The organism is Janthinobacterium sp. GW822-FHT07H10 (assembly GCF_058798675.1).
The window spans coordinates 180,483-207,122 of the sequence record NZ_JBXAKS010000008.1; the positions used below are offsets into that span (position 1 = coordinate 180,483).

At 62.8% G+C, this 26,640-nt stretch carries 23 protein-coding genes; 21 read left to right on the forward strand and 2 right to left on the reverse strand.

Annotation, left to right across the window (positions count from 1 at the left end):
• The first annotated feature begins 215 nt into the window (after nt 1–215).
• The 11 genes from AC1RDJ_RS19015 (at nt 216) to AC1RDJ_RS19065 (ending at nt 13,239) form a co-directional block, all read left to right on the forward strand.
• Nucleotides 216–2,675, forward strand: a complete 2,460-nt coding sequence (locus AC1RDJ_RS19015; RefSeq protein WP_493028391.1) for a motility hub landmark protein FimV — start codon at nt 216–218, stop codon at nt 2,673–2,675.
• Between the two features lie 46 nt (nt 2,676–2,721).
• A complete protein-coding gene (truA, locus tag AC1RDJ_RS19020; RefSeq protein ID WP_198043876.1) occupies nt 2,722–3,552 on the forward strand; it encodes a tRNA pseudouridine(38-40) synthase TruA in 831 nt (276 codons plus the stop codon).
• A 28-nt stretch (nt 3,553–3,580) separates the two neighbouring features.
• The gene (locus AC1RDJ_RS19025; RefSeq protein WP_493028392.1) at nt 3,581–4,264 is read left to right on the forward strand and encodes a phosphoribosylanthranilate isomerase; all 684 of its coding nucleotides are present in this window, start codon (nt 3,581–3,583) and stop codon (nt 4,262–4,264) included.
• Nucleotides 4,257–5,507, forward strand: coding sequence for a tryptophan synthase subunit beta (gene trpB, locus AC1RDJ_RS19030; protein WP_493028393.1), 1,251 nt, complete (start codon nt 4,257–4,259; stop codon nt 5,505–5,507). Before AC1RDJ_RS19025 ends, trpB begins: the two co-directional genes overlap by 8 nt.
• 81 nt (nt 5,508–5,588) lie before the next feature.
• Nucleotides 5,589–6,386: a tryptophan synthase subunit alpha gene (gene trpA / locus AC1RDJ_RS19035; RefSeq protein WP_071322543.1), complete on the forward strand. Its 798-nt coding sequence runs from the start codon at nt 5,589–5,591 to the stop codon at nt 6,384–6,386.
• A 196-nt stretch (nt 6,387–6,582) separates the two neighbouring features.
• Nucleotides 6,583–7,455: an acetyl-CoA carboxylase, carboxyltransferase subunit beta gene (gene accD, locus AC1RDJ_RS19040; RefSeq protein ID WP_071322544.1), complete on the forward strand. Its 873-nt coding sequence runs from the start codon at nt 6,583–6,585 to the stop codon at nt 7,453–7,455.
• A 103-nt stretch (nt 7,456–7,558) separates the two neighbouring features.
• Entirely contained in the window at nt 7,559–8,857 is a 1,299-nt protein-coding gene (gene folC, locus AC1RDJ_RS19045) for a bifunctional tetrahydrofolate synthase/dihydrofolate synthase (protein ID WP_071322545.1), read from the forward strand.
• Nucleotides 8,858–8,881: 24 nt separating this feature from the next.
• Entirely contained in the window at nt 8,882–9,856 is a 975-nt protein-coding gene (locus tag AC1RDJ_RS19050) for an SPOR domain-containing protein (RefSeq protein WP_493028394.1), read from the forward strand.
• 20 nt (nt 9,857–9,876) lie between these two features.
• Nucleotides 9,877–10,365 carry a CvpA family protein gene (locus tag AC1RDJ_RS19055; RefSeq protein WP_493028395.1) on the forward strand — a complete coding sequence of 163 codons (489 nt, stop codon included), beginning with the start codon at nt 9,877–9,879 and terminating at the stop codon, nt 10,363–10,365.
• Nucleotides 10,366–10,404: 39 nt separating this feature from the next.
• The gene (purF, locus tag AC1RDJ_RS19060; protein WP_071322548.1) at nt 10,405–11,928 is read left to right on the forward strand and encodes an amidophosphoribosyltransferase; all 1,524 of its coding nucleotides are present in this window, start codon (nt 10,405–10,407) and stop codon (nt 11,926–11,928) included.
• A 69-nt stretch (nt 11,929–11,997) separates the two neighbouring features.
• A complete protein-coding gene (locus tag AC1RDJ_RS19065; protein ID WP_493028396.1) occupies nt 11,998–13,239 on the forward strand; it encodes a cystathionine gamma-synthase family protein in 1,242 nt (413 codons plus the stop codon).
• A gap of 85 nt (nt 13,240–13,324) precedes the next feature.
• Here the strand turns inward: AC1RDJ_RS19065 and lexA are convergent, their stop codons facing one another.
• Nucleotides 13,325–13,960 carry a transcriptional repressor LexA gene (gene lexA / locus AC1RDJ_RS19070; RefSeq protein WP_071322550.1) on the reverse strand — a complete coding sequence of 212 codons (636 nt, stop codon included), beginning with the start codon at nt 13,958–13,960 and terminating at the stop codon, nt 13,325–13,327.
• 250 nt (nt 13,961–14,210) lie between these two features.
• Between lexA and AC1RDJ_RS19075 the strand changes: the two genes are divergently transcribed.
• The 8 genes from AC1RDJ_RS19075 to AC1RDJ_RS19110 all read left to right on the forward strand — a co-directional run bounded on the left by AC1RDJ_RS19075 (nt 14,211) and on the right by AC1RDJ_RS19110 (nt 21,466).
• Nucleotides 14,211–16,532, forward strand: a complete 2,322-nt coding sequence (locus AC1RDJ_RS19075) for a zinc dependent phospholipase C family protein (RefSeq protein WP_493028397.1) — start codon at nt 14,211–14,213, stop codon at nt 16,530–16,532.
• A 134-nt stretch (nt 16,533–16,666) separates the two neighbouring features.
• Complete coding sequence (rpsF, locus tag AC1RDJ_RS19080) at nt 16,667–17,053, forward strand: 30S ribosomal protein S6 (RefSeq protein WP_010400028.1); 387 nt, start codon at nt 16,667–16,669, stop codon at nt 17,051–17,053.
• Nucleotides 17,054–17,073: 20 nt separating this feature from the next.
• On the forward strand, nt 17,074–17,382 hold the full coding sequence (priB, locus tag AC1RDJ_RS19085) for a primosomal replication protein N (protein WP_071322552.1): 309 nt from the start codon (nt 17,074–17,076) through the stop codon (nt 17,380–17,382).
• Between the two features lie 15 nt (nt 17,383–17,397).
• Nucleotides 17,398–17,688, forward strand: a complete 291-nt coding sequence (gene rpsR / locus AC1RDJ_RS19090) for a 30S ribosomal protein S18 (protein ID WP_010400024.1) — start codon at nt 17,398–17,400, stop codon at nt 17,686–17,688.
• 27 nt (nt 17,689–17,715) lie between these two features.
• Nucleotides 17,716–18,171 carry a 50S ribosomal protein L9 gene (gene rplI / locus AC1RDJ_RS19095; protein WP_034783456.1) on the forward strand — a complete coding sequence of 152 codons (456 nt, stop codon included), beginning with the start codon at nt 17,716–17,718 and terminating at the stop codon, nt 18,169–18,171.
• 135 nt (nt 18,172–18,306) lie between these two features.
• Nucleotides 18,307–19,692 carry a replicative DNA helicase gene (locus AC1RDJ_RS19100; RefSeq protein ID WP_071322553.1) on the forward strand — a complete coding sequence of 462 codons (1,386 nt, stop codon included), beginning with the start codon at nt 18,307–18,309 and terminating at the stop codon, nt 19,690–19,692.
• Nucleotides 19,693–19,786: 94 nt separating this feature from the next.
• Nucleotides 19,787–20,413, forward strand: coding sequence for a DUF47 domain-containing protein (locus tag AC1RDJ_RS19105; RefSeq protein WP_010400015.1), 627 nt, complete (start codon nt 19,787–19,789; stop codon nt 20,411–20,413).
• Nucleotides 20,414–20,452: 39 nt separating this feature from the next.
• On the forward strand, nt 20,453–21,466 hold the full coding sequence (locus tag AC1RDJ_RS19110; RefSeq protein ID WP_071322554.1) for an inorganic phosphate transporter: 1,014 nt from the start codon (nt 20,453–20,455) through the stop codon (nt 21,464–21,466).
• 46 nt (nt 21,467–21,512) lie between these two features.
• Here AC1RDJ_RS19110 and AC1RDJ_RS19115 read toward each other — a convergent pair whose 3' ends face one another.
• Nucleotides 21,513–22,409, reverse strand: a complete 897-nt coding sequence (locus AC1RDJ_RS19115) for an MBL fold metallo-hydrolase (protein ID WP_493028398.1) — start codon at nt 22,407–22,409, stop codon at nt 21,513–21,515.
• Between the two features lie 189 nt (nt 22,410–22,598).
• Between AC1RDJ_RS19115 and AC1RDJ_RS19120 the strand changes: the two genes are divergently transcribed.
• Nucleotides 22,599–24,221, forward strand: a complete 1,623-nt coding sequence (locus tag AC1RDJ_RS19120; protein WP_071322556.1) for a GAF and HD-GYP domain-containing protein — start codon at nt 22,599–22,601, stop codon at nt 24,219–24,221.
• A gap of 116 nt (nt 24,222–24,337) precedes the next feature.
• Nucleotides 24,338–26,473, forward strand: coding sequence for a CHASE2 domain-containing protein (locus tag AC1RDJ_RS19125; RefSeq protein WP_493028438.1), 2,136 nt, complete (start codon nt 24,338–24,340; stop codon nt 26,471–26,473).
• Nucleotides 26,474–26,640: the final 167 nt, after the last annotated feature.

The following is a 26,640-nucleotide window of genomic DNA, read 5'->3' on the forward strand; positions in this document are numbered from 1 at the left end:
CGGGGCTGTTTTCCCGGCTTTTTTTTCGTCCTGAGCCCGTCAAGGCTCAACCATGCGGAGCTTGCATAGCTCTGGGCATGATGATATGTTGATACCTCTGGAAAAGTAACAGTTTTCCCATGTCAACTAAGATGCCGCCAATTATGCCTGTACACACTCGTCCCCGGGTCGCCTCCCTTGCCATCAAAACACTCAGCAGCGCTGTCGCATGCGCGGTGTTATTGTCACCGGCGGCATCCGCAGCCGAGCTGGGCAAGATCACGGTGCTGTCCGCCGCCGGCCAGCCGCTGCGCGCCGAGGTCGAATTGTCGGCCGTCAAGCCTGACGAGGCGACAACCCTGCTGGCCAAGCTGGCGCCGCCGGACGCTTACCGCCAGGCCAACGTGGAATTCAACCCCGCGCTGAACGCACTGACGTTTGCCGTGGAAAACCGCAACGGCAAGCCCTTCATCCGCATCAGTTCGGCGCAACCGGTGGCCGAGCCGCTGGTGGACCTGCTGCTGGAGCTGAGCAGCAAGAATGGGCGCCAGGTGCGCGAATATGCGTTCGTGCTCGATACGCCCGAGGCGCGCCAGACGCGCGGCGCGCAGGTCATGGCCCCGGCCGAACCGGGAAAGGGCAAGCCCGCCGCCACCGCTGCCGCCAATACTGCTCCGCCAGCGGCGCCGAAGAAGGCGGCCGGCGAATACAAGGTCAAGGCGGGCGATACCCTGAGCCGCATCGCCAGCGAGCTGAAACCGTCGGGCGTTTCGCTCGACATGATGCTCGTCGCCCTGTACCGCGCCAATCCCGATGCCTTCAAGGGCGAGAACATGAACCGCATGCAGGCCGGGCGCATCCTGGCCGTGCCAGGCGCGGAAGCCATCCGCGCCACCGACGCGGCCGAGGCGAAGGGCGTGGTGACGGCGCACGCCATCGATTTCGAGGCGTACCGCAACAAGCTGGCGGGCCAGGTGGCGCAGAGCAAGCCGGTCAAGGCGGCGCAGGCGACGCAAAGCACGGCCGGCAAGATCGGCGCGACGAAGGTGCAGGAAAAGCCGACGGCCGTGAGCGAAGCGCAAGACAAGCTGAAGCTGTCGAAAGCGGAACCGGCGGCCAAGGCCCCCGGCAAGAGCGCGGTAGCCAGCGAGGAAGACAAGATCGCCAAGGCCAGGCAGGTGGATGAGGCGGCCGCGCGCGTCAAGGAACTGGAAAAGAACGTCAGCGACCTGGAAAAGCTGATGGCGGTGAAGAGCAAGGCCATGGCCGACAAGAGCGCGCCATCGCCGGCCAAGCCGGCCGAGGCCAGTGCCGCGGCCAGCGCCAGTGCCCCGGTCGAAGCGCAGCCGCCGGTGCCGAAGGCCAAGCCGGTGCCGCTGGTCAAGAAAGCCTCGCCGCTGGAACCGACCATTACAGATAAGATCAACGACCACCTGGGCGCCATCGGCGTCGGCCTGGCCGCCTTGCTCGCTGCCGTGGCGGCGCTCGTCGTCGCGCGCCGGCGCAAGGACACGCCGCCGGCCGAGGCCGACGTGGCCCCCGTGCTGGAACCTGAACCGCCAGCAGCGCCGCCGGCGGGCGTGGCGCCGGAAGACCAGCAGTCCGAGGCGAGCAATCATTTGTTCGGCGCCGGCGCTGCCGCCGCCGGAGCCGCTGCCGTGGCGGGCGCCAGTGCCCTCGATGTCAATGAGGTGGACCCCGTCGCCGAAGCCGATGTGTATATCGCCTACGGCCGTGATGGCCAGGCGGAAGATATCCTCAAGGAAGCCTTGCGCATCCATCCCGAACGCCATGCGGCGCGCCTGAAACTGCTGGAAATCTATTCGGCGCGCAATGACGTGCGCGCGTTTGAAGACCAGGCCAGCGAGTTGTACAGCCTGACGCGGGGCCAGGGCGAGGAGTGGCCGCAAGCCGCGGCGCTGGGCCTGGCGCTCGATCCATCCAACCCGCTGTATGGCGATACGGATGGCGACGCCGTCGTCAGCCTGAGCAAGGGCGCCGGCGATGATTTGCGCGGCCAGAGCATGGATTTGCCTGACGATACGGCCCTGGCCGACCTGGCGCCAGCCGAGCCGGCGGCCGTTCCCGCGCGCGATGCCCGCGATCCGCTCGACTTTGACCTCGACAGCCTCGATTTCGAGCCCGTCTCCACCAGCGACCCCATCGTCATGCCCGGGCCTGAAGCCAAGCCGGCAACGGCTGCACACGATGCGCAGTACGACGCCAGCATGGATTTCGGCCTGGACCTGGAGCCGCCAGCCGGCCCCGTGAATGGCGTGGGCGCGGGCCTGACGCCGCTGCCCGATCCATTGAAAGACGTGGACCTGGCCCATTTCGACCTCGATGAACCGGTGGCGCCGGCGGCGGCGCCGGTAGCGGCGGCCGAGCCATCGATCGACAACTTGTTTGATGCAGCGCAAACACCGGCCACGCCGCCGGAAGCCATCCCGGCCGCACAGGAGTTCGACCTGTCCGGCATCGACCTGGACCTGAACGACGCCAAGACGGCCAGCGCCGGCGTGGATGACCCGCTGTCGGCCATCCATATGGAAATGGATACCAAGCTGGACCTGGCAATCGCCTACCAGGAAATCGGCGACAAGGAAGGTGCGCGCGAGCTGATCGATGAAGTCATCAAGGGCGGCAGCGAAGAGCAGGTGAAAAAAGCCAATACCATGCGTGCGCTGTTGAGCTAGTGATACCCGCCGGCGCGGCAAGCTGCGGCGCCGGTATAATGCTTTGATGCAAAATATTACGACAGCAACACCATTGAAGCGTATCGCCCTGGGTCTGCAATACGACGGCATGGCCTGGCATGGGTACCAGAAACAGGAAGATGGGCAAACGGTGCAAGACCAGCTGGAAAATGCGCTGGAGAAGTTTGCCCGCGTGCGCCTGGCCACCACGTGCGCCGGCCGCACGGACACGGGCGTGCATGCGCTCGAGCAAGTCGTGCATTTCGATACCGAGCTCAATCGCGACGTGCACTCCTGGGTGCGCGGCGTCAACGCCTTCCTGCCCAAGTCCATCGCCGTGCGCTGGGCCAAGGAACTCGATGGCGATCCGACGGTCAATGATTTCTTCCACGCCCGTTTCAGCGCGCGCGCCCGCACCTATCATTATGTGTTATATAACAATCCCACGCGTTCGCCGCTGGTGGAAGGGCGCGCCGGCTTCTTTTTCCGCCCGCTGGACGTGGAACTGATGCGCCAGGCCGTGCAGCCCTTGCTGGGCTGGCACGATTTCACGGCGTTTCGCGCCGCGCAATGCCAGGCCAAGTCGCCGGTCAAGCTCATGCATGACATCCAGATCGAGCGCCGTGGCGAACTGATCGTCTTTAGCATCACCGCCAACGCCTTTTTGCACCACATGGTGCGCAATCTGGTGGGCTCGCTCGTGTATGTGGGCTCGGGCCGTGAAAAGCCGGAATGGCTGGGGCAGTTGCTGGAACGTAAGGACCGCCATGCGGCGGCGCCCACCTTCATGCCGGACGGCCTGTACCTGGCGAAGATCGATTACGACCCGAAGTGGAACTTGCCGCAAGATGGCAGCAGCGCCTTGCCCTGGTTTTGATTGATATCAAGTCGAATAGAGGAACAACATGCCACGCACACGCATCAAAATCTGCGGGCTGACCCGCGTTGAAGATATCCAGGCCGTTGTGGCGGCGGGCGCCGATGCCATCGGTTTCGTGTTTTATCCGAAAAGCCCGCGCCATGTGACGCCGGAGCAGGCTGCCGCCCTGATCGCCGCCGTGCCGCCGTACGTGACGACGGTGGGGCTGTTCGTCAATGCCAGCGTGGAAGAGGTGCGGGCGACAAAGGCTGTGGCGCCCTTGTCCCTGCTGCAATTTCACGGCGACGAGACGCCCGAGCACAGCGCCGCGCTCGCCAGCGTCGTGAATATGCCATTTACGCAAGTGTTCCGCGTCAAACCCGACACCCGCTTTGAAGATTTGCTAGAATACGAACAGCGCTATCGCGCCGCCAGTCCCTTGTTTGCCAGCCTCTTGCTGGATACCTATGTGGATGCGTATGGCGGTGCAGGAAAGGTATTTGATTGGTCCCTCATTCCAAAAGAACTCGCGCCTCGGGTCGTTTTAAGTGGTGGCTTGAGCGTACAAAACGCGACTGACGCAGTGGTGCGCGTGCGCCCTTACGCCGTCGACATCAGCAGTGGTGTCGAAGCGTCCAAGGGCATCAAGGACGCATCCCGCATCCGCGCGTTCATCGCCGCGGTGCAGGATGCCGATGCCATCATTGCCAGAGGAAACCACCATGAATGACCGTACCAACGCGCCCGGCGCCGCCGCCGCACTGTTCCACGCTACCGACTACCCATTTCCTGACCTGCGCGGCCATTTCGGCCCGTATGGCGGTTCGTTTGTCGCCGAAACCCTGACCCACGCGCTGGCCGAGCTGAAAGACGCTTACGCGCGCTACAGCGTCGACCCGGAATTCCTCGAAGAATTCCGATACGAGCTGAAGCATTTCGTCGGCCGTCCGTCGCCCATTTACCACGCCAAGCGCTGGTCCGGGATGGCGGGTGGCGCGCAAATCTATTTCAAGCGCGAAGACTTGAACCACACGGGCGCGCACAAGATCAATAACGTCATCGGCCAGGCCCTGCTGGCCAAGCGCATGGGCAAGCCGCGCATCATCGCCGAGACGGGCGCCGGCCAGCATGGCGTGGCCACGGCCACCATCTGTGCCCGCTTCGGCCTCGAATGCGTGGTCTACATGGGCAGCGAAGACGTCAAGCGCCAGGCGCAGAACGTGTACCGCATGAAATTGCTGGGCGCCACAGTCGTACCCGTCGAATCCGGCTCCAAGACCCTCAAGGATGCGCTGAACGAAGCCATGCGCGACTGGGTCACCAATATTGAAAACACCTTCTATATCATCGGCACCGTGGCCGGCCCTCATCCGTATCCGATGATGGTGCGCGACTTCCAGTCCGTGATCGGCGAGGAATGCCTGGTGCAGATGCCGGAAATGACGGGCCGCCAGCCCGATTACGTGCTGGCCTGCATCGGCGGCGGTTCGAACGCCATGGGCATCTTTTATCCGTATATCGACCAGAAGGACGTCAAGCTGATCGGCGTGGAAGCGGCCGGCGAAGGGCTGGACACGGGCAAGCACTCGGCCTCGCTGACGGCCGGCTTCCCGGGCGTGCTGCACGGCAACCGCACCTATCTGTTGCAGGACGAGAATGGCCAGATCATCGAGACGCATTCCGTCTCGGCCGGCCTCGACTACCCGGGCGTGGGCCCGGAACACGCGTGGCTGAAAGATTCGGGCCGCGCGCAATACGTGTCCATCACGGATGACGAGGCGCTGCAGGCTTTCCACGACTGCTGCCATATCGAAGGCATCATCCCGGCCCTGGAATCGTCGCACGCGCTGGCCTACGCGGCCAAGCTGGCGGCCACGTTGCCTAAAGACAAAATTGTACTGGCCAACCTGTCGGGCCGTGGCGACAAGGACATGCATACGGTGGCGGAACGCATGGGTTTGAATTTCAGTTAAGCAGCTGACAAGCCCTGGCAGGTCGGGTCGGCGCGCAGGCGCCTCACCCGACATTTCTCACTGACTACACGAAAGCATCCCATGTCCCGTATCGCCACTACCTTTGCCAACTTAAAATCCCACAACAAGACCGCACTGGTCACGTTTATTACCGCCGGCGACCCCGGCCCCGACGCCACCGTGCCGCTGATGCACGCGCTCGTCGAGGGCGGCGCCGACGTGCTGGAGCTGGGCGTGCCGTTTTCCGACCCCATGGCCGAAGGCCCCGTCATCCAGCGCGCCTGCGAACGGGCCTTGAAATTCAACGTCGGCATCCACGACGTGTTCGGCTATGTGCGCCAGTTCCGCGAGACCAACCAGACGACCCCCGTGGTGCTGATGGGCTATGCGAACCCCATCGAGCGCATCGGCAGCGCCGCGTTTATTGCAGCGGCGCAAGCGGCCGGCGCCGACGGCGCCATCGTCGTCGACTATCCGCCGGAAGAGTGCGAGGAATTCGCCGCCGCCATGCGCGAGGCGGGCCTCGACCTGATCTTCCTGCTGGCGCCCACCTCGACCGAGGAGCGCATCGCGCAAGTGGCCAAGGTCGGCGGCGGCTTCAGCTATTACGTGTCGCTGAAAGGCGTCACGGGCGCCGGTAACATTGATACGGAACAGGTGGCAGAACGCCTCGCCGCCATCCGCCAGCATGTAAAATTACCCATCGGCGTAGGCTTCGGCATCCGCGATGGCGCCACGGCCCAGGCCGTTGCCAAGGTGGCCGATGCGGTCGTGATCGGCAGCCGCATCATCCAGGAAATTGAAAATGCGCCGGAAGGCGGCGCCGTGGACGCCGTGCGCAGCTTTACGGCCGGTATCCGCGCCGCACTGGATGCCTGAGCAAGCTTGTCGTTTATGCCATCAAGGTGGTGGCAAAGTTCGACAGCCCGGCGATAAACGGCTACACTTCGGCCACTGATTTGCCTGTCATTGTGCAATAGATAAAATTTTTGGCGGCGTCCTGCGGGGCGCTGCCGTTTACCGTCTGCCGGGGGCGTCCACCGACGCCACCCCTACAAGGGCCCAAGGAGAAAATATGAGTTGGTTGGAAAAACTGCTGCCACCGCGCATACAGCGCTCTGATGCTGGCGCACGCAAGACCATGCCGGAAGGCCTGTGGGTCAAGTGCCCGTCCTGCGAAGCCGTGCTGTACCGTACGGACCTGGAATCGAATCTGCACGTGTGCCCGAAATGCGACCATCACATGCGCATCCGCGCCCGTGAACGCCTCGACAGCCTGCTCGACGCCGGTGGCCGCTATGAAATCGGCCAGGAAATCCTGCCCGTCGATACGCTGAAGTTCAAGGACAGCAAGAAATACCCGGACCGCCTGAAATCCGCCATGGAAGCGACGGGCGAGACGGATGCGATGGTCGTCATGGGCGGCGCCATCATGAGCCTGCCAGTGGTCGTGGCGTGCTTCGAATTCGAATTCATGGGCGGCTCGATGGGCTCCGTCGTGGGCGAGCGTTTCGTGCGCGGCGCGCAGATCGCGCTGGAACAGAAAGTGCCGTTCATTTGCATCACCGCCACCGGTGGCGCGCGCATGCAGGAAGGCTTGCTGTCCCTGATGCAGATGGCCAAGACCACGGCCATGCTGACCAAGCTGTCGGAAAAGAAATTGCCATTCATCAGCGTGCTGACCGACCCGACCATGGGTGGCGTATCGGCCTCGTTCGCCTTCATGGGCGACGTCGTCATTGCCGAGCCCAAGGCGCTGATCGGCTTTGCCGGCCCGCGCGTGATTGAAAACACCGTGCGCGAAAAATTGCCGGAAGGCTTCCAGCGCGCCGAATTCCTCGTCACCAAGGGCGCCGTCGACATGATCGTCGACCGCCGCAAGATGCGCGAAGAAATCGCCCGCCTGCTGGCCTTGCTGCAAAACCAGGCCGTCGAAGTCCTGGCGTAATTCGCCAAAGTAACAGGCCGGGCGGTGTCCCCTGGACCCGCCCGGTTGCCACGTCCTACCGTCTCCGCGCCCGGCGCATCGCATCCTCATCAAGAAGTCTCCCATGCAAAACCTCCCCATCACCCTGCCAGACTGGCTCGCCATGCTGGAAACCCGGCATTCGGAAACCCAGATCAACATGGGCCTGGACCGCGTGCAAGCCGTCAAGGCGCGCATGCAGCTGGCTTTTACCTGCCCCGTGATCATGGTGGCGGGCACGAATGGCAAGGGTTCCACCTGTGCCATGCTGGAATCCGTGCTGTTGCGTGCCGGCTACAAAGTGGGGCTGTACATCAAGCCGCATTTCCTCGATTTCAACGAGCGCGCGCGCGTGCTGGGCGAGATGGCCAGCGACGAACAGCTCGTCGCCAGCTTCAACTTTGTTGAAGCCGTGCGCGGCGACACGCCACTCACGTATTTTGAATTCACCACCCTGGCCATTTTGCAGCTGCTGTCGCAAGCAAAGCTGGACGTGGCCATCCTGGAGGTGGGCCTGGGCGGGCGCCTGGACGCCGTCAACGTGATCGACGCCGACGTGGCCATCGTCACCAGCGTCGATATCGACCATACGGATTACCTGGGCGACACGCGCGAAGCCATCGGCTTTGAAAAGGCCGGCATCTTCCGCCCGGGCAAGGCGGCCATCTGCAGCGACCCCGTGCCGCCGCAGTCGCTGATCGACCATGCCGAAGCCATCGGCGCCGACCTGTGGCTGATGGGCCGCGATTTCAATTATTCGGGTGACAAGCAGCAGTGGAACTATGGCGGGCGCGAACAGCGCCGCAATTCGCTGGCCTACCCGAGCTTGCGCGGCGCCAACCAGATCCTCAACGCGACGGCCGTGCTGGCGGCGCTGGAAGTGCTGAAGCTGAAACTGCCGGTGGGTGCGCAGGAAGTGCGCACGGGCCTCGTGACGGTGGAATTGCCGGGCCGCTTCCAGGTCTTGCCTGGCCGCCCCAGCGTGATCCTCGACGTGGCGCACAACCCCCACGCGGCCTCGGCGCTGAACCAGAACCTGGGCAATATGGGTTTTCACCCGTACACCTACGCCGTCTTCGGTTCCATGCAGGACAAGGATATCGATGGCGTACTGGCCGCAATGGCCGAACATGTCGACCACTGGTGCCTGACAGGCCTGCCTTCGCCGCGTGCGGCCACGGCATCGGAACTGGCGGCCAAGGTGCAAATCATGCTCGAAGATAAGCCCGACAGCAGCGAGCATACTGTGTCTATTTTCGATGATCCGGCACAAGCTTTTGCAAATGCAATGAGCCGGGCCGGTGAGAATGATAGAATTGTGGTCTTTGGTTCTTTCCTCACCGTTGCCGGCGTGATGAAGGCCCGAAAATCCTCACTTCACTGAAACGCACTCGACTGAAAATCACGCATGGGCTTGTTCTCGAAACTGTTTAAAAACAAGCAAGAATCCTCTGGCGAAGACAGCGGCTTTTATGTCCCTGGCGAAGCACAGTCGCCGACCCGCAAGCGCGCCGCCAACACTGCCGGTGGCGGTGGTTCGCGCCGTGGCGGCAAGGAAGCGCCGGATCCGGTCTTGCCTGAAAAGAAACGCGCGCGCCGCCGCCTGGTCGGGGCCATCGCCCTGGCCCTGGGCGTGGCCGTCGGCTTGCCGATGCTGCTCGACTCCGAGCCGAAGGCGCCCGTCAACGATATCGCCATCGACATTCCGTCGAAAGAGAAGGTTGCCGCCGCGCCCGCGCCCGCCCCCGTGCAGGCCGTACCGGCCCAGGCGTCGGCAGCGAACAATGGCCTCGACCAGTCCGAGGAAATCGTCGATGCGCCGCTGCCTCCGGCAGCCAAACCTGCTCCGGCGCCCGTGCTGGCCGCGGCCCAGCCCGTGCCGGCCAAGCCCGCCTATGTGGAGCCGAAAGCGGAACCGAAACCCGTCAAGCCCGAACCGAAACCCGAGCCGAAGCATGAAGCGAAGCCGGAACCGAAGCACGAACCCAAGCCTGAAGCCAAGCCCGAGCCCAAGCATGAAGTGAAGCCGGAAGCCAAGCCCGAAGCGAAACCGGCCAAGCCGGCGCAGTCTGCCGACGATGCGGCGCGCGCCCTGGCGATTCTGGAAGGCAAGCCGCTGGACAAGCCGCAAGAGAAGGCGCACGACGCCGGCAGCGGCAAGTTCGTGGTGCAGGTGGCGGCCCTGGCGACGCAGGACAAGGTGGACGAATTGCAGGAAAAACTGCGCGAAGCGGGCATCAAGTCGTATACGCAGAAAGTCTCCAGCCCTGCAGGCGAGCGCATCCGCGTGCGAGTGGGGCCGTTCGGCAGCCGCGACGATGCGGAAAAGACGCGCGCCAAGCTGCAAAAGCTGGGCCTGGGCGGTAGCCTGGTGCCGGCGTGATGATGCAAGGCTGAACGCGCGTGACGATCTTCGATTACCTGGTGCTGTTCGTGCTGGTGACGTCCGTGCTGATCAGCATGATGCGTGGCCTGGTCAAGGAAATACTGTCGCTGGTCAGCTGGATCGTGGCTTTCGTCATTGCCAACGCGTATGGCGCCACCCTGGCGAAATTCCTGCCGGAAACCGTGCCGGGCGAAGCCATCCGCCTGTTGCTCGCTTTCGTGGTGCTGTTCATCGGCGTGCGCATTCTGATGGGATTGCTGTCCATGACGGTCGATGCGCTCGTCAAGGTGACGGGACTGAGCCTGGCCGACCGCACCCTGGGCAGCCTGTTTGGCCTGGCGCGGGGCCTTGTGATCGTGCTGACCGCCGTCATCTTGTGTGGCATGACGTCCATCCCGCAGCAGCCATTCTGGAAAAACGCGCTGCTCAGCCCGGTCGCGGAACAGGGCGCGCGCGCCATCAAGCCTTATCTGCCTGCCGCCTACGCGCAGCATGTGAAATTTTGAAATTTTTTTAAAATCAGTAGCACAGTTTAGGAGCACACCATGTGTGGCATCGTCGGCGTCGTTTCCCATCAACCTGTCAATCAATTGCTCTATGACGCATTGTTGCTCTTGCAACATCGCGGCCAGGACGCGGCAGGGATTGCGACCAATCACAGCAGTATGTTTTCCATGCACAAGGCCAACGGCCTCGTACGTGACGTCTTCCGTACGCGCAACATGCGTTCGCTGCAAGGCACAACGGGCATCGGCCACTGTCGCTACCCGACGGCCGGTTCGTCGAGCGAAGAGGAAGCACAGCCGTTTTATGTGAATGCGCCGTTCGGCATCACGCTGGCGCACAATGGCAACCTGACCAACTGGGAACAGTTGAAACAGGAAATGTTCAAGAACGACCGCCGCCACATCAATACCGATTCCGACTCGGAAGTGCTGCTCAACGTGCTCGCGCATGAAATCCAGGAAGCGACGACGGGCCTGAACCTGGACCCGGACGCCATCTTCAAGGCCGTGACCGTGCTGAACCGTCGCGTCAAGGGTGGCTACGCTGCCGTGGCGCAGATCGCCGGCGTGGGCTTGCTGGCCTTCCGCGACCCGCACGGCATCCGTCCGCTGTGCCTGGGCATCAATGAAACGGAGCAGGGCGCCGAATACCTGATCGCGTCCGAATCCGTGGCCCTGGAAGGCATGGGCTTCCGCTTCGTGCGCGACATCGGCCCCGGCGAAGCCGTCTTCATCGATGCCGACAAGCAATTGCACAGCCGCCAGTGCGCCGACAACGCCAGCCTGAACCCGTGCGTGTTCGAGTTCGTCTACCTGGCCCGTCCCGATTCCGTCATCGACGGCGCCTCCGTGTACGCCACGCGCCTGAAAATGGGCGAATACCTGGCCGAAAAGATCCGCACCGAATTGCCCGGCGTGCATATCGACGTGGTCATGCCGATCCCCGATTCCTCGCGTCCGGCCGCCATCCAGCTGGCCATGGCGCTGAACATCGAGTACCGCGAAGGCTTCATCAAGAACCGCTACATCGGCCGCACCTTCATCATGCCGGGCCAGGCGGCGCGCAAGAAATCCGTGCGCCAGAAGCTCAACGCGATCCCGTCCGAGTTCAAGGACAAGGTCGTGCTGCTGGTCGACGATTCCATCGTGCGCGGCACCACCAGCCGTGAAATCGTGCAGATGGCGCGCGAAGCGGGCGCGACGAAAGTCATCTTCGCCTCGGCCGCGCCTCCGGTGATTTACCCGAACGTGTACGGCATCGACATGCCGACGCGCGACGAGCTGATCGCCTATGGCCGCACGACGGAAGAAGTGTGCCGCGAAATCACGGCCGATTACCTGGTGTACCAGGATATCGGTGCGCTGAAGCAGGCGATTGCCGACGTCAACCCGGCCCTGACCAGTTTCGAGGCGTCGTGCTTCGATGGCGTGTACGTGACGGGCGACGTGTCGCAGGAATACCTGGACCGCCTGGAGTACGCGCGCCACCATCCGAAGGCGGCAGCGCCCGAGGATACGCCACGTTCCCAGCTGAACCTGAACCTGGCGACGACGGAAGCATAATCGTCCAGCCCGGCCTGCGCCGGGCTTTTTTTTGTCTGACTTTTTCACTGCCTTGCGCACCACCCGACCATGAGCGACAACAAGACTTACGGCTTTACCACCACCATCCTGCATAACGACCGTCGCAAGGGCATCGAACACGGTTCGCTGCACAAGCCCGTGCACACGTCCGTCGCGTTCGGCTACGGCGATGCGCGCCAGCTCGCTTCCGTGTTCCAGGGCAAGGAGCCCGGCTTCCGCTACGGCCGCCAGGGCAATCCGACCGTTTCCGCGCTGGAAGACAAGGTCAACAAGATGGAAGACGGCGTGGCCACGCTGTGCTTCGCCACCGGCATGGGCGCCATCGGCGCCGTCGTGCAGGCGCTGCTGCGCGCGGGCGACCACGTCGTGTCGTCGGCTTTTCTATTCGGCAACACCAACAGCCTGTGGCAGACGGTGACGGGGCAGGGCATGGCCGTGTCGTTCGTCGACGCCACCGATGTGGCCAACGTGGCGGCCGCCATCACGCCGGCCACGCGCATCGTGTTTGTCGAAACCATCGCCAATCCGCGCACGCAGATCGCCGACCTGGCGAAGATCGGCGAGTTGTGCCGCGAAAAAGGCATCCTGTATATCGTCGACAACACCATGACGACGCCGTATTTGTTCCGCCCGAAAGCCGTGGGCGCGGGCCTGGTGGTCAATGCGCTGACCAAGTCCATCGGCGGCCACGGCAATGCACTGGGCGGCAGCTTGACGGACACGGGCGTGTTCGACTGGACGCAATATCCGAACATCTTTGACAATTATAAAAAGGCGGCGCCGGCCCAGTGGGGCATCGCGCAAATCCGCGCCAAGGCCTTGCGCGACTTCGGCGCCTCGCTGGGACCGGAAGCGGCGCACCATATCGCCGTCGGCGCGGAAACCATGGCCCTGCGCATGGACCGTACCTGCTCCAACGCCCTGGCGCTGGCGACCATGCTGCAGGCGGATCCACGCGTGGCTGCCGTGCATTATCCGGGCTTGGCCTCGCATCCGCAGCACGCGCTGGCAACGGACTTGTTCCGCAGCTATGGCTCCCTGTTCAGCTTTGAGTTGAAAGACGGCATCGACTGCTTCGATTTCCTCAATCGCCTGAACCTGGCTATCCCGGCCAGCAACCTCGGTGACACGCGCACCCTCGTCATTCCCGTTGCCCACACGATCTTTTACGAGATGGGCGCCGAGCGCCGCGCCAGCATGGGCATCGCCGAATCGCTGATCCGCGTCTCCGTCGGCATCGAGGACGAGGCGGACCTGCTCGAGGATTTCCGTAATGCGCTGGAGGCATAAAACGCCCGGGCGATAAAAAAGGGCCGCAACAGCATGACTGTTGCGGCCCTTTTTGCGTTTTACGTGCGACAGCTGCCAGGAAAAATCAATGCCAGCTGCGCATCAAGCCAACTGCCAGCCCTTCCAGGGCGAATTCGTCTTCCGGCGACACGGTAATGACCTTGAAATCGGGGTTTTCCGGCAGCAGTTCGATGACGGAGCCCGTCTTCTTGTAGCGCTTGACGGTGACTTCGTCGCCGATGCGGGCGACGACGATCTGGCCATTCTTGGCGCTGTCGACCTTCTTGACTGCCAACAAGTCGCCATCCATGATGCCGGCGTCGCGCATGGACCAGCCGCGCACCTTCAGCAGGAAGTCGGGCTTGGCCGAGAACAGGGCAGGGTCGACGTTGTAGCTCGCTTCCAGGTTTTCCTGTGCCAGGATGGGCGAACCGGCCGCCACGCGGCCGATCAGCGGTAGCGACATCAGCAGCGCTGCCGGCACCTTCGATGGCAGCGTTTCGGCCGCCGCGCCGATCAGGCGGATGCCGCGCGACGTGCCTGGCGAAATCTCGATCGCGCCCTTGCGGGCCAGGGCCTGCAAATGCTCTTCGGCCGCATTGGCCGATTTAAAACCCAATTCATTGGCAATCTCGGCGCGGGTGGGAGGAAAGCCCGTATTTTCAATCGCGTCCTTGATCAGGTTCAGGATTTGTTCTTGTCGTGCTGTCAGCTTGATCATGAGCGGTGGGTGCATACTAAAATGCTGTCTATATGAACAGTCTGTATTTTTGTACAGTATCGCCGACTATGCAAGCCCAATTTCACCATTTCGCAAAATAATTCAACGATCGGCTTGTTCCTGGCGCGATCACTTCAATTTATTGCCAATTTGCAATTTTCTCTGCTAGTATGCGCATGATATTTTTTTGGCAATGTGGCATCCGGGCCATGTGTGCCTCTCTTCATCCGTAAAACTATAAAAGGATTCCATGATCGACCGATGTGGTAAGCGTTTCACCTTGCTGGCTGGCTTGCTGGGCATCTTGTTTGCCGGGAATGCGTGCGCCTTTACCCTGGGCACGCATGTCTGGGTGGGGCAGCAGGTCATCAACGATCTGGCGGACGATGGCAAGATCACTATTGTATTGCAGGGAAAGCCCGTCACCCTCGAAGTGCCCGCGCATGTGCGCAGCGCCATCCTGGCGAACCAGACGGAGTTCTTGCTGGGGAATATAGGTCCCGACTCGGCGCCGGACATTCTCGTCGGGCAAACCATCGTCCATCCCGGCATCGAAGACGGCTGGAAGACCAACGACTGGCTGCGCTTCCTGCTCAACAGCGCCAGGGGCAACGCCGCGGGCACGGCATACGCCTATGGCTACCTGGGGCATGCCTCGGCCGACATGTTCGCCCATACGTATGTCAATCAGTATGCGGGAGACATCTTTGACCTGGCCGATGAAACGCTGGTGGAGCAGCGGCATATTGCGCTCGAGGGCTTTATCGGGAGGCTGACGCCGCCGTTGCGCGACCACACGGGCAGGCAGCTTGGCGCCGTGCGCGCCTTGATCAAGCCCAGCGATGCATTCGGCACGTTTGTGCGCGACACGCTGGTGCTCAACGATACGGTGCAGGAGCAATACAGCCGCGGCAAGTATGGACGGCATTTGGCGGCCTACCATGCCTACCGCAAATCCATCGACGCGATGGTGGTCAATCCTGCTTGGAACCAGCTCGACGTCGCGGTCGTGCGGCTGTTTGCGTCGAACTGGGGCGTGGCGCTGTCGTCGAACGACGCGCAAAAGATCATCGACAAGGCCAATGTCATCATCCCCAAGGTACAGGCGGGCGAGGACCGCATCCAGTCCCTGGCAAACGATCTGGTCAATGCCACGCAGCATCTTGACGATGCCCTGTTCAGCGGCGTGAAGAAGGCCACGCAGACCGTGTTCAGTGTCGAGCAGGAGATACTCCAGCTGCACCTGCAGATTTCCAGCAAGGAAAGCGAGTTGCGCCGCAAGGCAAGTTGCCCGAAAAAATGGCAGGATCCGTTCGGCTATCATGCATGTCAAAAGGCAAACGATGTGATCGACTCCATCAATGGCTCGGTCAATGCGGCCCTGGGCTCGCTCAATGGCAAGCTGGCGGCCAAGCGGCAGCAGCTGTTGCAGGCCAGCATCGCCGTGCGCGATGCTGCGGTGGCATCGCAAAAGCTGGTGCAGATCGTCAGCAATGCCGCCATTGATTTCAGCCAGCGCATGGGGCAGAACACGTCGCCGATCAAGGGGCCGCTGATGGGCTGGCGCAATGATGTCGATGTTGCCATGCGCGAATATGTGAAGGCGACGAGCCAGTCATTGCTCAATTCCACGGACCGGGCGGCCAGCGCGACCGAGCCGTTGTCGCGCTGGTTCGATTGCTATCACATGAGTATTCTCGGTGTGGCGCAGGAGCTGTCCGGGTGCGAGCTGCGCGACGGCGCCAGGAATGTGGTCTGGGCGGTGGACCGGGCGCTCAAGCTGGCCGAGGACCTGGCGTTTGCCGGGGACCTGCTCGGCTTGCCGACGCCTTCCGAGATCCGCGCCTGGCGCGACGAGCAGATTGCCAGCGCCAAGGACCGCCTGGTGGCGGAAATCTTCGACCGCCTGCTGCCGCGCGAATTGCAGGATATCCTGGCGCTGTTCAGCAAGGACATGGACGATGCCGCCCTGAACGACTATTTCAGCCGCCCCGAGCGCCATAATGACAAGAATCTGCTGATGATTCCCGACCTTGCCGCGCGCGTGCGCGCCGAGATGCGCGTGACGGACGGCGCCTTCGATCCGCAGCGATATGCGGTGGCCTATAACGCCGTCGTGCTGGCCAAGCTGTCGCTGCTCGATACGGCGGGTTTGGTGGCGTTGGGGCAACTCGCTGGGGCGGCGCCGGAAGCGGGGCGCTCCGTGTTTGCGCAGACCGATAACGTCATCGCCGACGCCATCGCCAGCATCGACGGCAATCACCAGTGGATGGCCGTGCCGCCGCCGCGTCCGAACGCCGTGGGCGCGCCGTATGCGCAGCCGGCGTCCTACGCCGCCGCGGCCGGTTTCGTGCCATGGCGTCCCGCCGTGCGCGGCGCGCTGTTCCGCGGCTTGTTCAAGGGGCCGCTGTCGTCCGGTATCGACGTGGCTGGCGAGCTGGGCTTCCCGACATTGTTGCCAAGTGACTATCCTTACCGCCCTTGCAGCGGATATCCGTTCCCGGACAGCGCTGCGGACCAGGCTTGCCAGGGCATCAAGATCGTGCCCGTGCTGCAGTTGTTGCTGGACTAGCGGCCAGGCCCCCGCGCCAGCATGCGCGGGGGCTTGATCGTTGGCGTAAAACCGGCTATACTCTCCGGCTGACCTTCCCACACCTGTCTTGACGCCGGGGTGGGCGATTATCAATCCGACCTGAAGGAGTTTGCATGCGTCATTATGAAATAGTCTTTATCGTCCATCCGGACCAAAGCGAGCAAGTGCCCGCGATGATCGAACGCTACAAAGCCAGCGTAACCACCCGCGGCGGTTCGGTTCACCGCGTGGAAGATTGGGGCCGCCGTCAAATGGCTTACTCGATCCAAAAGCTGCCTAAAGCACACTACATCTGCCTGAACATCGAATGCGACAACGAGACCCTGGTCGAGTTGGAAACAGCATTCAAATTCAATGATGCCGTGTTGCGTCACCTGACCGTTAAAATGAAGAAAGCTGAAACAGCTCCTTCGCCGATGATGAAATCGGTACAACGCGAAGACGCGGCCAAAAGCCACCGCACCGAAGCACCAGCAGCCGCTCCAGCCGCAGCAGCTTAATTCTTGACCAGGATCGTGCGCTGAACCAGCTACAAGTAACCGCCATCATTGCCGAGCGCGAAATATTGCGCTATACCCCGGCAGGGCTGCCGATTGTGAATGCAGTATTGCAGCACAGTTCGCAGCAGATGGAAGCAGGAATTGCCCGTTTGACCGAGTTTGATGTTGCCGCGCTTGCCGCTGGCGAAATCTCAGGCCGGTTCAGCCAGGCAAGCTTGGGCGGGGTATATCAGTTCACGGGTTTCCTGGCCAGGAAAAGCCGCAACAGCAAGAGTTTGGTGTTTCACATCATTGATTTTAGTGCAGTCACCCCGACTAGCGCATTTTAGATACAGGAGCCTGACATGGCATTCGGTAAAAAGTTCGACAAAAATAAGCTCAAGCTTAAAGAAAAACGCAAACAGCAAAACCCTTTGTTCAAACGTAAGAAGTTCTGCCGCTTCACGGCAGCTCACGTTGAGCAAGTCGACTACAAAGACGTCGACACGCTGAAAGACTTCGTCCAGGAAAACGGCAAGATCATGCCAGCACGCCTGACCGGTACCAAAGCGCACTACCAGCGCCAAGTCGACACCGCAATCAAGCGCGCCCGCTTCCTCGCGCTGCTGCCATACACCGATCTGCACCACGCTTAATCGGTCAGATATTCCTGGAGAAGAACTATGCAAATCATTCTGTTAGAAAAAGTTGTTAACGTCGGTAACCTCGGCGAAGTCGTCAAAGTCAAAGACGGTTACGCACGTAACTTCCTGATCCCGCAACGCCTGGCACGTCGTGCTACGGCAACCGCTGTGGCTGAATTCGAAGTCAAGCGCGCCGAACTGGAAAAAGCTGCTGCCGCCAAACTGGCCGCATCGCAAGCCCAGGGCGAAAAACTGAGCGGCCTGACCGTTCAAGTTGCTCAAAAAGCTGGCGTCGATGGCCGTCTGTTCGGTTCCGTCACCAACTTCGACATCGCTGAAGCGCTGACCAAGCAAGGTTTTGCTGTTGAAAAAGCACAAATCCGCATGCCTACCGGCCCGCTGAAGATCGTTGGCGAGCACAACGTTTCGGTTGCTCTGCACACCGACGTGGTCGTGGAAGTCGTTATCGCTGTCGTACCAGACGCGAACGCGTAATCGTCTGCGGGCCTGGCCCGCAAGCGTTGCCGCACTATGAAAAGCCGGGTTCGCCCGGCTTTTTTGTGGCCTTTTTTTCGCTCAATTTCAGCCCTTTATTTTTGCCGACACGCCGAAGCGGGTATAATTCGCGCCATGAACGCCCCCTCTGATCCGCAACTGGATTCCCTCCGTATTCCGCCGCATTCGATCGAAGCAGAACAATCCGTCATCGGTGGTCTGCTGCGCGACAATGCCGCCTATGACCGCATTGCCGACTTCATGCATGCGGAGGATTTCTATCGCTATGACCATCGCATCATCTTCGAGCAAATCGTCAAGATGGTTAACGCTTCCAAGCCAGCCGATGTCATTACTGTTTTTGAAACCCTGACCCAGCTCGGCAAGGCCGAGGATGTGGGCGGACTCGCTTACCTGAACGCCATGGCGCAAAACACGCCATCGGCCGCGAACATCCGGCGCTACGCCGAGATCGTGCGCGACCGCGGCGTGCTGCGCAAACTCATCACCGTCGCCGACGATATCTCCGGCACGGCCTTCAGCCCGCAGGGCAAGGAAGTCAAGCAGATGCTTGACGAGGCCGAGTCGAAGATCTTCGCCATCGCCGAAGAGGGCGCGCGCGGCGCCCAGGGCTGGACCGCCATCCAGCCGCTGCTGACGCAAGTGGTCGAACGCATCGACGAACTGTACAGCCGCGACAACCAGAGTGAAATCACGGGCGTGCCCACCGGTTTCATCGACCTCGACCGCATGACCTCGGGTCTGCAGCCGGGCGACCTGGTGATCGTGGCGGGACGTCCTTCGATGGGCAAGACGGCGTTTTCCGTCAACATCGGCGAAAACGTGGCCATCGACAGCGGCTTGCCCGTGGCCGTGTTCTCGATGGAGATGGGCGGCGCCCAGCTGGCCATGCGTATGCTGGGCTCGGTTGGTCAGCTGGACCAGCACCGCCTGCGCACGGGCCGCCTGAACGACGAAGACTGGCCGCGCCTGACGAATGCGATTCAAAAGATGAACGACGCCCAGTTGTACATCGATGAAACGCCGGCGCTCAATTCCATCGAATTGCGCGCCCGTTCGCGCCGCCTGTCGCGTCAATGCGGCAAGCTGGGCCTGATCATCGTCGATTACTTGCAGCTGATGTCGGCCAATACTCCCGGCGACAACCGCGCCACGGAGATTTCCGAGATTTCGCGGGGCTTGAAAGGCCTGGCGAAAGAACTCGGCTGTCCCGTGATCGCGCTGTCCCAGCTGAACCGCTCGCTGGAACAACGCCCGAACAAGCGTCCTGTCATGTCCGACTTGCGCGAATCGGGCGCTATTGAGCAGGATGCCGACGTGATCCTGTTCATTTACCGCGACGAGGTGTATAACCCCGACTCGCCGGACAAGGGAACGGCCGAAATCATCATCGGTAAACAACGTAACGGTCCAATCGGCAGCATCCGCCTCACCTTCATGGGGCAGTACACCAAATTTGGCAATTACAGTGGTGGCCTGGCGCTTTACCAAGGCGACTAAGACTCAGCAGCACTGGCAATTCCATCGGCCGCCCCCGACAAGGGGGCGGCTTTCTGTAGTAAATAACACGACTCAATGCTTAACGGAGAATGACATGTTTGGACGCTTGATGCCCACTGAGGGCAAGTTTTTTGAATTGTTTAACCAGCACGCGGAACTGTGCGTCAAGGGCGCGAAAGAGATGCTCGGCCTGATGACCAATTTCGACGACCTGGAAAACCGCGTGCATGCGATTGAAAGCATCGAGAAACAGGCGGACAAAGTCACCTACGCCACCGTGGAAATGCTGCACAAGACCTTCATCACGCCGATCGACCGCGACGACATCCATCAGCTGATCACGCGCCAGGACGACATCCTCGACCTGCTGGAAGACGCGGCGCAGACCGTGTCGCTGTACGACCTGAAAGCCGTCACGCCCGAAGCCAAGCGCCTGGCCGAACTGGTGCTGGCGTGTACCGAAAAAGTGCGCGACGCCGTCGCCATGCTGCACAACATGGATAACTCGCGCAAGATCGTCGCCATCTGCGAAGAGATCGACCGCCTGGAATCGGATGCCGACCACGTGATGCGCGCCGCCATGTCCAAGCTGTTCCGCGACGAGCCGGACGTGCGCAACCTGATCAAGCTCAAAGCGATCTATGAAATTCTGGAAACCGTGACAGACCGTTGCGAAGATGTGTCCAACATTATCGAAGGCATCATCGTCGAAAACGCGTAACAGCGTCTGTCCTGAAACAGAATCAGAAAAGAAAAATCCATGCAAACCATCCAAATGAGCATCTACGTGCTAGGCCTGCTTGTCATCCTGGCGCTGCTATTTGACTTCATGAACGGCTTCCACGATGCCGCCAACGCGATCGCCACGGTGGTCTCGACGGGCGTATTGAAACCGCAGACCGCGGTTGCCATGGCTGCCACCTTCAACTTCGTCGCCATCTTCGTCTTCCACCAGCTGACCGTGGCCGCCACGGTGGGCAAGGGCACGATCGACCCCGCGGTGATCGACCAATATGTGATATTTGGCGCCCTGATGGGCGCCATCGTGTGGAACCTCGTCACCTGGTACTACGGCATTCCATCGTCGTCCTCGCACGCCCTGATCGGCGGCCTGGTGGGCGCCGCTGTCGCCAAGTCGGGCACGGGCGCGCTGATCTCGGCCGGCCTGTGGAAGATCGTGCTGTTCATCGTGCTGTCGCCGGTCCTGGGCTTTTTGTTCGGCTCGCTGATCATGCTGCTGGTGTCGTGGATTTTCGTGCGCTCGACGCCGCGCCGCGTCGACAAATGGTTCCGCCGCCTGCAACTGGTGTCGGCCGCGGCGTACAGCCTGGGCCACGGCGGCAACGATGCGCAAAAGACCATCGGCATCATCTGGATGCTGCTGATCGCCGCCGGCTACTCGAGCACGACGGACGCCATGCCACCGATGTGGGTCATCATCTCGTGCTACACGGCGATCAGCTTCGGCACGCTGTTCGGCGGCTGGCGCATCGTCAAGACCATGGGCCAGAAGATCACCAAGCTCAAACCGGTCGGCGGCTTCTGCGCCGAAACGGGCGGCGCCATCACCCTGTTCGTCTCGACGGCGCTGGGCATCCCCGTGTCGACCACGCACACCATCACGGGCGCCATCGTCGGCGTCGGCTCGGCACAGAAAATGTCGGCCGTGCGCTGGGGCGTGGCGGGCAACATCGTCTGGGCCTGGATCTTCACGATCCCCGCTTCCGCGTTTGTCGCCGCCATCGCATGGTGGATTGGCCGCCATATCATGTAATGGATAGCCAACGCCAGTAAAAAGGGAGCCTTGCGGCTCCCTTTTTTCATGCCCCGGCCAGTTCCACCGTCAGCCCCTCGTAGGCGAGGAACACCTGCAGGCCGGCCAGGCGGCCCGCATGGCGGCCCATCACGTCGGCAAACACGGCTTCCAGTTGTTCGTCGCTGCGGGTCGGCTCGTGGTGGGTACAGTACAGGCGCCGCGCGCCGCAGCGCAGGGCCAGTTCGAAGGCGGCGTCGAAAGTGCCATGGCCCCAGCCCTGCTTGCCCGGGTATTCCTCGCGCGTGTACGAGCAATCCATGATCAGCGCCTCGACGCCGTCGACCAGCGCGTCGATGCTGGCCTGGCGCTGCGCATTGCGCGCCGCGCAGGCCGCGTGTTCGGCGTGGCCGGGCGGATGCGGGTTGTAGAACGGTTCATGGTCGCCGCTGAAAAACAGCGAGGCGCCAGCGCAGTCGATGCGGTAGCCGAGGTTGACGACCGGGTGGTTCATCTCCGCGCCGCGGACGCGCGCGCCGCCCACGTCGACGGCTTCGCCGGGCGCCAGGGTGCGGTATTCGATGCTGGCCGCCATGGCCGCCTCGCTGACGGGGAAATAGCTGTCCTGCAGCTGCACCGCCATCACGTGCTCGATGCCGCGCCCGCTGCGCGCGTCGAACGCGCCGTGCAGGCGCATGCGGTTGCCGGCCACGAACAGGGGCGAGAACATGGGCAGGCCGTGGATGTGGTCCCAGTGGCTGTGCGTGATGAAGACATGCGCGTCGACGCGCTGGCCTGCAGGCAGTTGCTGCGCCAGCGAAAAGATGCCGCTGCCCGCATCGAGGATAATCAGGCTGTCGTCGTCGGTGCGCACTTCGATGCACGTGGTGTTGCCGCCATAGCGGGCCGTGCGCGGACCGGGGGAGGGGATGGAGCCGCGCACGCCCCTGAACGTGAATTTCATTCAGTACCTTGTTACTGTGTAATTATTGTTGATTCTATTCTAATTAATGAGATTGGCGGCAACATTTGTGTGTGTTGCAACACGGCAATTTATTTCATTTTGATGTAATTGAGTAATGTACAGTGCGCGGGGTGGCCGTTACACTGGCGCTTGCCGACTTCCCTTTTTCCTTACCTGATCGCGTCCCATATGCCTCAGCTGCACCCTGAGAAAATCGCCCACAGACTGGAGCAATTGACCGAGCTCAGCGTCGCGCTAGGCGATGGCCTGGGCGGTCAGGGGCGCGACATCGGACCGCTGCTGCAGCGCATCGTGCTGCTGGCAAAAAGCATGAGCGGGGCCGATGGCGCCACCCTGTACCGGCCCGCCGCGGACGGACGCCAGCTCGATTTCCACATCAGCGTCAACGACAGCCTGGGCATCGGGCAGGGCAACGACATCGGCTTGCCAGGCGTGCCGCTGTTCGATGGCGCCGGGCAGCCGAATCTGGCCTCGGTGGCCGCGTATGCGGCCAACCAGCGCCGCAGCGTGAATATCGCCGACGTCTACCGCGACGAGGCCTTCAATTTCTCCGGCATGCGCGCCTTCGACCGCCACCACGGCTATCACACGCAGTCGATCCTGACGGTGCCCATGAACGACCATGAGGGCGACCTGATCGGCGTGCTGCAGCTGGTGAACGCCAAGGATGCCGAGACGGGCCAGGTGCGCGCGTTTTCTTCCACCGACCAGCGTTTCATCGAGGCGCTGGCGGCGCAGGCGGGCGTGGCGCTGACGAACCAGCTGCTGATCTCCCAGCTGGAAGAGCTGCTCGAGTCCTTGGTTACCCTGATCAATATCGGCATCGATGAAAAGTCGCCGTACACCGGGCGCCATTGCCAGTTCGTGCCCGAGCTGACCATGCTGCTGGCCGACGCCGCGCATGCGACCGACAGCGGGCCATTGGCCCAGTTTCGTCTCAGCGACAATGAACGCAAGCAGCTGTGGCTGGCCGGCCTGCTGCACGACTGCGGCAAGATCACCACGCCCGTGCACGTGGTCGACAAGGCCACCAAGCTGGAAACCATCTTCGACCGCATCGCCCTGATCGACACGCGCTACGAAGTGCTGCTGCGCGACGCCGAGATCGCGGCCTTGCGCCAGCAGGCGGCGCAGCCGCAGCAGCAGGACGCCATCGCGCAGGCGCTGGAGCAGGAGCAGGCCGCGCTGCGCGAGGAGCGCGACTTCATCCGCCGCGCCAACGTGGGCGGCGAAGGCATGGCGCCGGCCGACCAGGAGCGCGTGCGGCAGATCGCGCGCCGGCGCTGGCGCGCGGCCGACGGCGAGCTGCGCGACTTCCTCGATGCCGACGAGACGGAAAACCTGACCATCCGCTTCGGCACGCTGACGGCGGCCGAGCGGGCCATCGTCAACAACCATATCAGCGTCTCGATCCGCATGCTCGAAGCGCTGCCATGGCCGAAGCACCTGCAGAAGGTGCCGGAATACGCGGGCGGCCACCATGAACGCATGGATGGCAAGGGCTATCCGCGCGGCCTGACCAAGGAGCAGATGTCGGTGCCGGCGCGCCTGATGGCCATCGCCGATATCTTCGAGGCGCTGACGGCGCGCGACCGGCCCTACAAGAAGGGCAAGTCGCTGTCCGAATCCCTGCGCATCCTCGGCAATTTCAGCCTGAACGGGCATATCGACCCGGAACTGTTCGACGTCTTCATCCGCAGCAAGGTCTACCTGACCTTCGCCGAAAAGCACATGCATCCGAGCCAGATCGATGCCGTCGACGAGGCCTCCATTCCGGGCTATACCCCTTGAAGCTGGCGCCGGCCCTGCGCAAGCATGGCGCGCGCTGGCTGCTGGGCGTGGCGCTGACCGTGGCCGCCGCCATCCTGTGCCTGGCCGGCAACGCGAATATCGCGCGGCTCGACGCCATGCTCGGCGACTGGCGCATGCGCGCCGAGGCGCCGCAGCTCGACAGCCGCATCGTCATCGTCGACATCGATGAAAAGAGCCTGGCCCGGGTGGGGCGTTTTCCTTGGAGCCGCGACATCCAGGCAAAGCTGGTGCGCCAGCTCACCGGCCACTACGGCGTGGCGGCGCTGGGTTTCGATATCTCGTTTCCCGAAGCGGACACCAGTTCCGGCTATGCCGTGCTCGAAACGCTGGCGCGCGGCGAACTGGCCGGCGTGGCGGGCTTGCCGGCGCAGCTGGAAAAACTGCGCCCGGCGATGGATTACGACGGCCAGTTCGCCGACGCCATGCGCGGCCAGCCCGTGGTGCTCGGCTACAGCGTCTCGGAGCGGCAAAAAAAGGGCGTGCTGCCGGCCCCCGCATTTACCGTGGCAGACCTGAACGGGCGCACGGTGACGGCCTACACGGCGCCCGGCTACGAAGCCAATATCGCGCCGCTGCAGGCGGCCGCGCGCGGCGCCGGCATCTTCACGGCGCTGACGGACGCCGACGGCGTGGTGCGCTCCTCGACGCTGCTGCAGCGCATCGGCGACGGCTACTATCCCTCGCTGTCGCTGGCCACGGCCGCCGTCTACCTGCAGGCGCGCGCCATCGCCCCGCGCTTCACGGCCACGGCCGATACCCTGTCGGCGCGCGAACTGGCCAACGGCGGGCTCGAACACATCGTGCTGTTCGCGCCGCGCGGCGCGACGGCCATTCCCGTGGGCGAGGCGCTGACCACCACGGTGCAGTACCGCGGCACGGGCGGCCCCGCCGGTGGCGCCTTCCGCTATGTCTCGGCGTCCGACGTGCTGGCCGGCAGCGTGCCGCCCGCGCTGCTGCGGGGCGCCATCGTGCTGGTCGGCACCACGGCGCCCGGCCTCAACGATATCCGCGCCACGCCTGTCAACGCCGAATATCCGGGCGTGGAAGTGCACGCCAACCTGATCAAGTCCATCCTCGACGGACGCTTCAAGTCGCGGCCCGATTACGCGCTGGCGCTCGAACTGCTGCAGGTGCTGGCGGTGGGCCTGCTGCTGGCCGGCGCGCTGGCCGTGCTGCCGCCGGCCGGCGTGATACTGCTGACCCTGGGGGCGATGGCCGCCGCCATCGCCGTCAACCTGTACCTGTATGCGGCGCGCGACCTGGTGCTGGGCGGCGCCGTGGTGCTGCTGCTGATCGTCGCGCTGTTCATCGTCAACCTGGCCTGGGGCTACTTCTTCGAAGTGCGCAAGGGGCGCGCGCTGGTGGCGCGCTTCGGCGAATACGTGGCGCCCGAACTGGTGGCCGAGATGGCGGACAATCCGCAGCGCTACACCATGGATGGCGAGAACCGCGAATTGACGGTGCTGTTTGCCGACGTGCGCGGCTTCACGGCCATTTCCGAGCAGCTGGCGCCGGCCGCGCTGCGCGAATACATCAATACCTACCTGACGGCCATGTCGCAGGATATCCGCGACAGCCATGGCGGCACGCTCGACAAGTACATCGGCGACGCCGTGATGGCCTTCTGGGGCGCGCCGGTGGCCTTTGCCGACCACGCCAGCCGGGCCGTGGCCAGCGCGCTGCTGATGCAGCGCAGCGCGGCGCGACTGAATGCGGACTTCGCCGCGCGCGGCTGGCCGCCGCTGCGCATCGGCATCGGCATCAATACGGGCGCCATGCATGTGGGCGACATGGGCTCGCGCATCCGCCGCGCCTATACCGTCATGGGCGACAGCGTGAACCTGGCCGCGCGCCTGGAAGGCGCCAGCAAGCTGGATGGCGTGGGCATCGTCGCGGGGGCGGCCACGCGCGCGGCGGCGGGCGACTTCCTGTACCGCGAACTGGACCTGGTGCGCGTGCAGGGCAAGCAGCAGGCGGTGGCCATCTTCGAGCCGCGCGGCTTGCTGGCCGACGCCGATGCGCAGGAGCTGGCGCAGCTGGCGCGCTGGCATGCCGCGCTGGCCCTGTTGCGCGCGCGCGACTGGGAAGCGGCGGCGGCCGAGGTCGCCAGCCTGCAGGCGGATTTCCCCGAAGACGGCGTGTACCGGCTGTATGCGGCGCGCCTGGCGCATTACCGCGCCGCGCCGCCGCCGGCCGGCTGGGATGGCGTGACGGTCTTGAATAGCAAGTAACCATCTGATTTGCCTTGCAAACTGCTGTCAATTCCATCATCTTTCCAGTTTGTCTGCATGATGTAGGCAGCAACGCCATGAAATTCGCAAGAAAACGTCAGAAATTTCTGACTGGAAACTAAAAGCCGTCTAAAATTTGTCTTCAATCCATTGCCGGATAGAGTGCC

Bases quoted from the DNA above. Each gene is read 5' to 3' on its own strand.
- AC1RDJ_RS19100 (WP_071322553.1), top strand. From the start codon at position 18,307: ATGAACGCCCCCTCTGATCCGCAACTGGATTCCCTCCGTATTCCGCCG.
- truA (WP_198043876.1), top strand. From the start codon at position 2,722: ATGCAAAATATTACGACAGCAACACCATTGAAGCGTATCGCCCTGGGT.
- rpsR (WP_010400024.1), top strand. From the start codon at position 17,398: ATGGCATTCGGTAAAAAGTTCGACAAAAATAAGCTCAAGCTTAAAGAA.
- accD (WP_071322544.1), top strand. From the start codon at position 6,583: ATGAGTTGGTTGGAAAAACTGCTGCCACCGCGCATACAGCGCTCTGAT.
- rplI (WP_034783456.1), top strand. From the start codon at position 17,716: ATGCAAATCATTCTGTTAGAAAAAGTTGTTAACGTCGGTAACCTCGGC.
- AC1RDJ_RS19075 (WP_493028397.1), top strand. From the start codon at position 14,211: ATGATCGACCGATGTGGTAAGCGTTTCACCTTGCTGGCTGGCTTGCTG.
- lexA (WP_071322550.1), bottom strand. From the start codon at position 13,960: ATGATCAAGCTGACAGCACGACAAGAACAAATCCTGAACCTGATCAAG.
- purF (WP_071322548.1), top strand. From the start codon at position 10,405: ATGTGTGGCATCGTCGGCGTCGTTTCCCATCAACCTGTCAATCAATTG.
- AC1RDJ_RS19025 (WP_493028392.1), top strand. From the start codon at position 3,581: ATGCCACGCACACGCATCAAAATCTGCGGGCTGACCCGCGTTGAAGAT.
- trpB (WP_493028393.1), top strand. From the start codon at position 4,257: ATGAATGACCGTACCAACGCGCCCGGCGCCGCCGCCGCACTGTTCCAC.
- AC1RDJ_RS19065 (WP_493028396.1), top strand. From the start codon at position 11,998: ATGAGCGACAACAAGACTTACGGCTTTACCACCACCATCCTGCATAAC.
- trpA (WP_071322543.1), top strand. From the start codon at position 5,589: ATGTCCCGTATCGCCACTACCTTTGCCAACTTAAAATCCCACAACAAG.
- AC1RDJ_RS19105 (WP_010400015.1), top strand. From the start codon at position 19,787: ATGTTTGGACGCTTGATGCCCACTGAGGGCAAGTTTTTTGAATTGTTT.
- AC1RDJ_RS19125 (WP_493028438.1), top strand. From the start codon at position 24,338: ATGCTCGGCGACTGGCGCATGCGCGCCGAGGCGCCGCAGCTCGACAGC.
- AC1RDJ_RS19115 (WP_493028398.1), bottom strand. From the start codon at position 22,409: ATGAAATTCACGTTCAGGGGCGTGCGCGGCTCCATCCCCTCCCCCGGT.
- AC1RDJ_RS19120 (WP_071322556.1), top strand. From the start codon at position 22,599: ATGCCTCAGCTGCACCCTGAGAAAATCGCCCACAGACTGGAGCAATTG.
- rpsF (WP_010400028.1), top strand. From the start codon at position 16,667: ATGCGTCATTATGAAATAGTCTTTATCGTCCATCCGGACCAAAGCGAG.
- AC1RDJ_RS19050 (WP_493028394.1), top strand. From the start codon at position 8,882: ATGGGCTTGTTCTCGAAACTGTTTAAAAACAAGCAAGAATCCTCTGGC.
- folC (WP_071322545.1), top strand. From the start codon at position 7,559: ATGCAAAACCTCCCCATCACCCTGCCAGACTGGCTCGCCATGCTGGAA.
- AC1RDJ_RS19110 (WP_071322554.1), top strand. From the start codon at position 20,453: ATGCAAACCATCCAAATGAGCATCTACGTGCTAGGCCTGCTTGTCATC.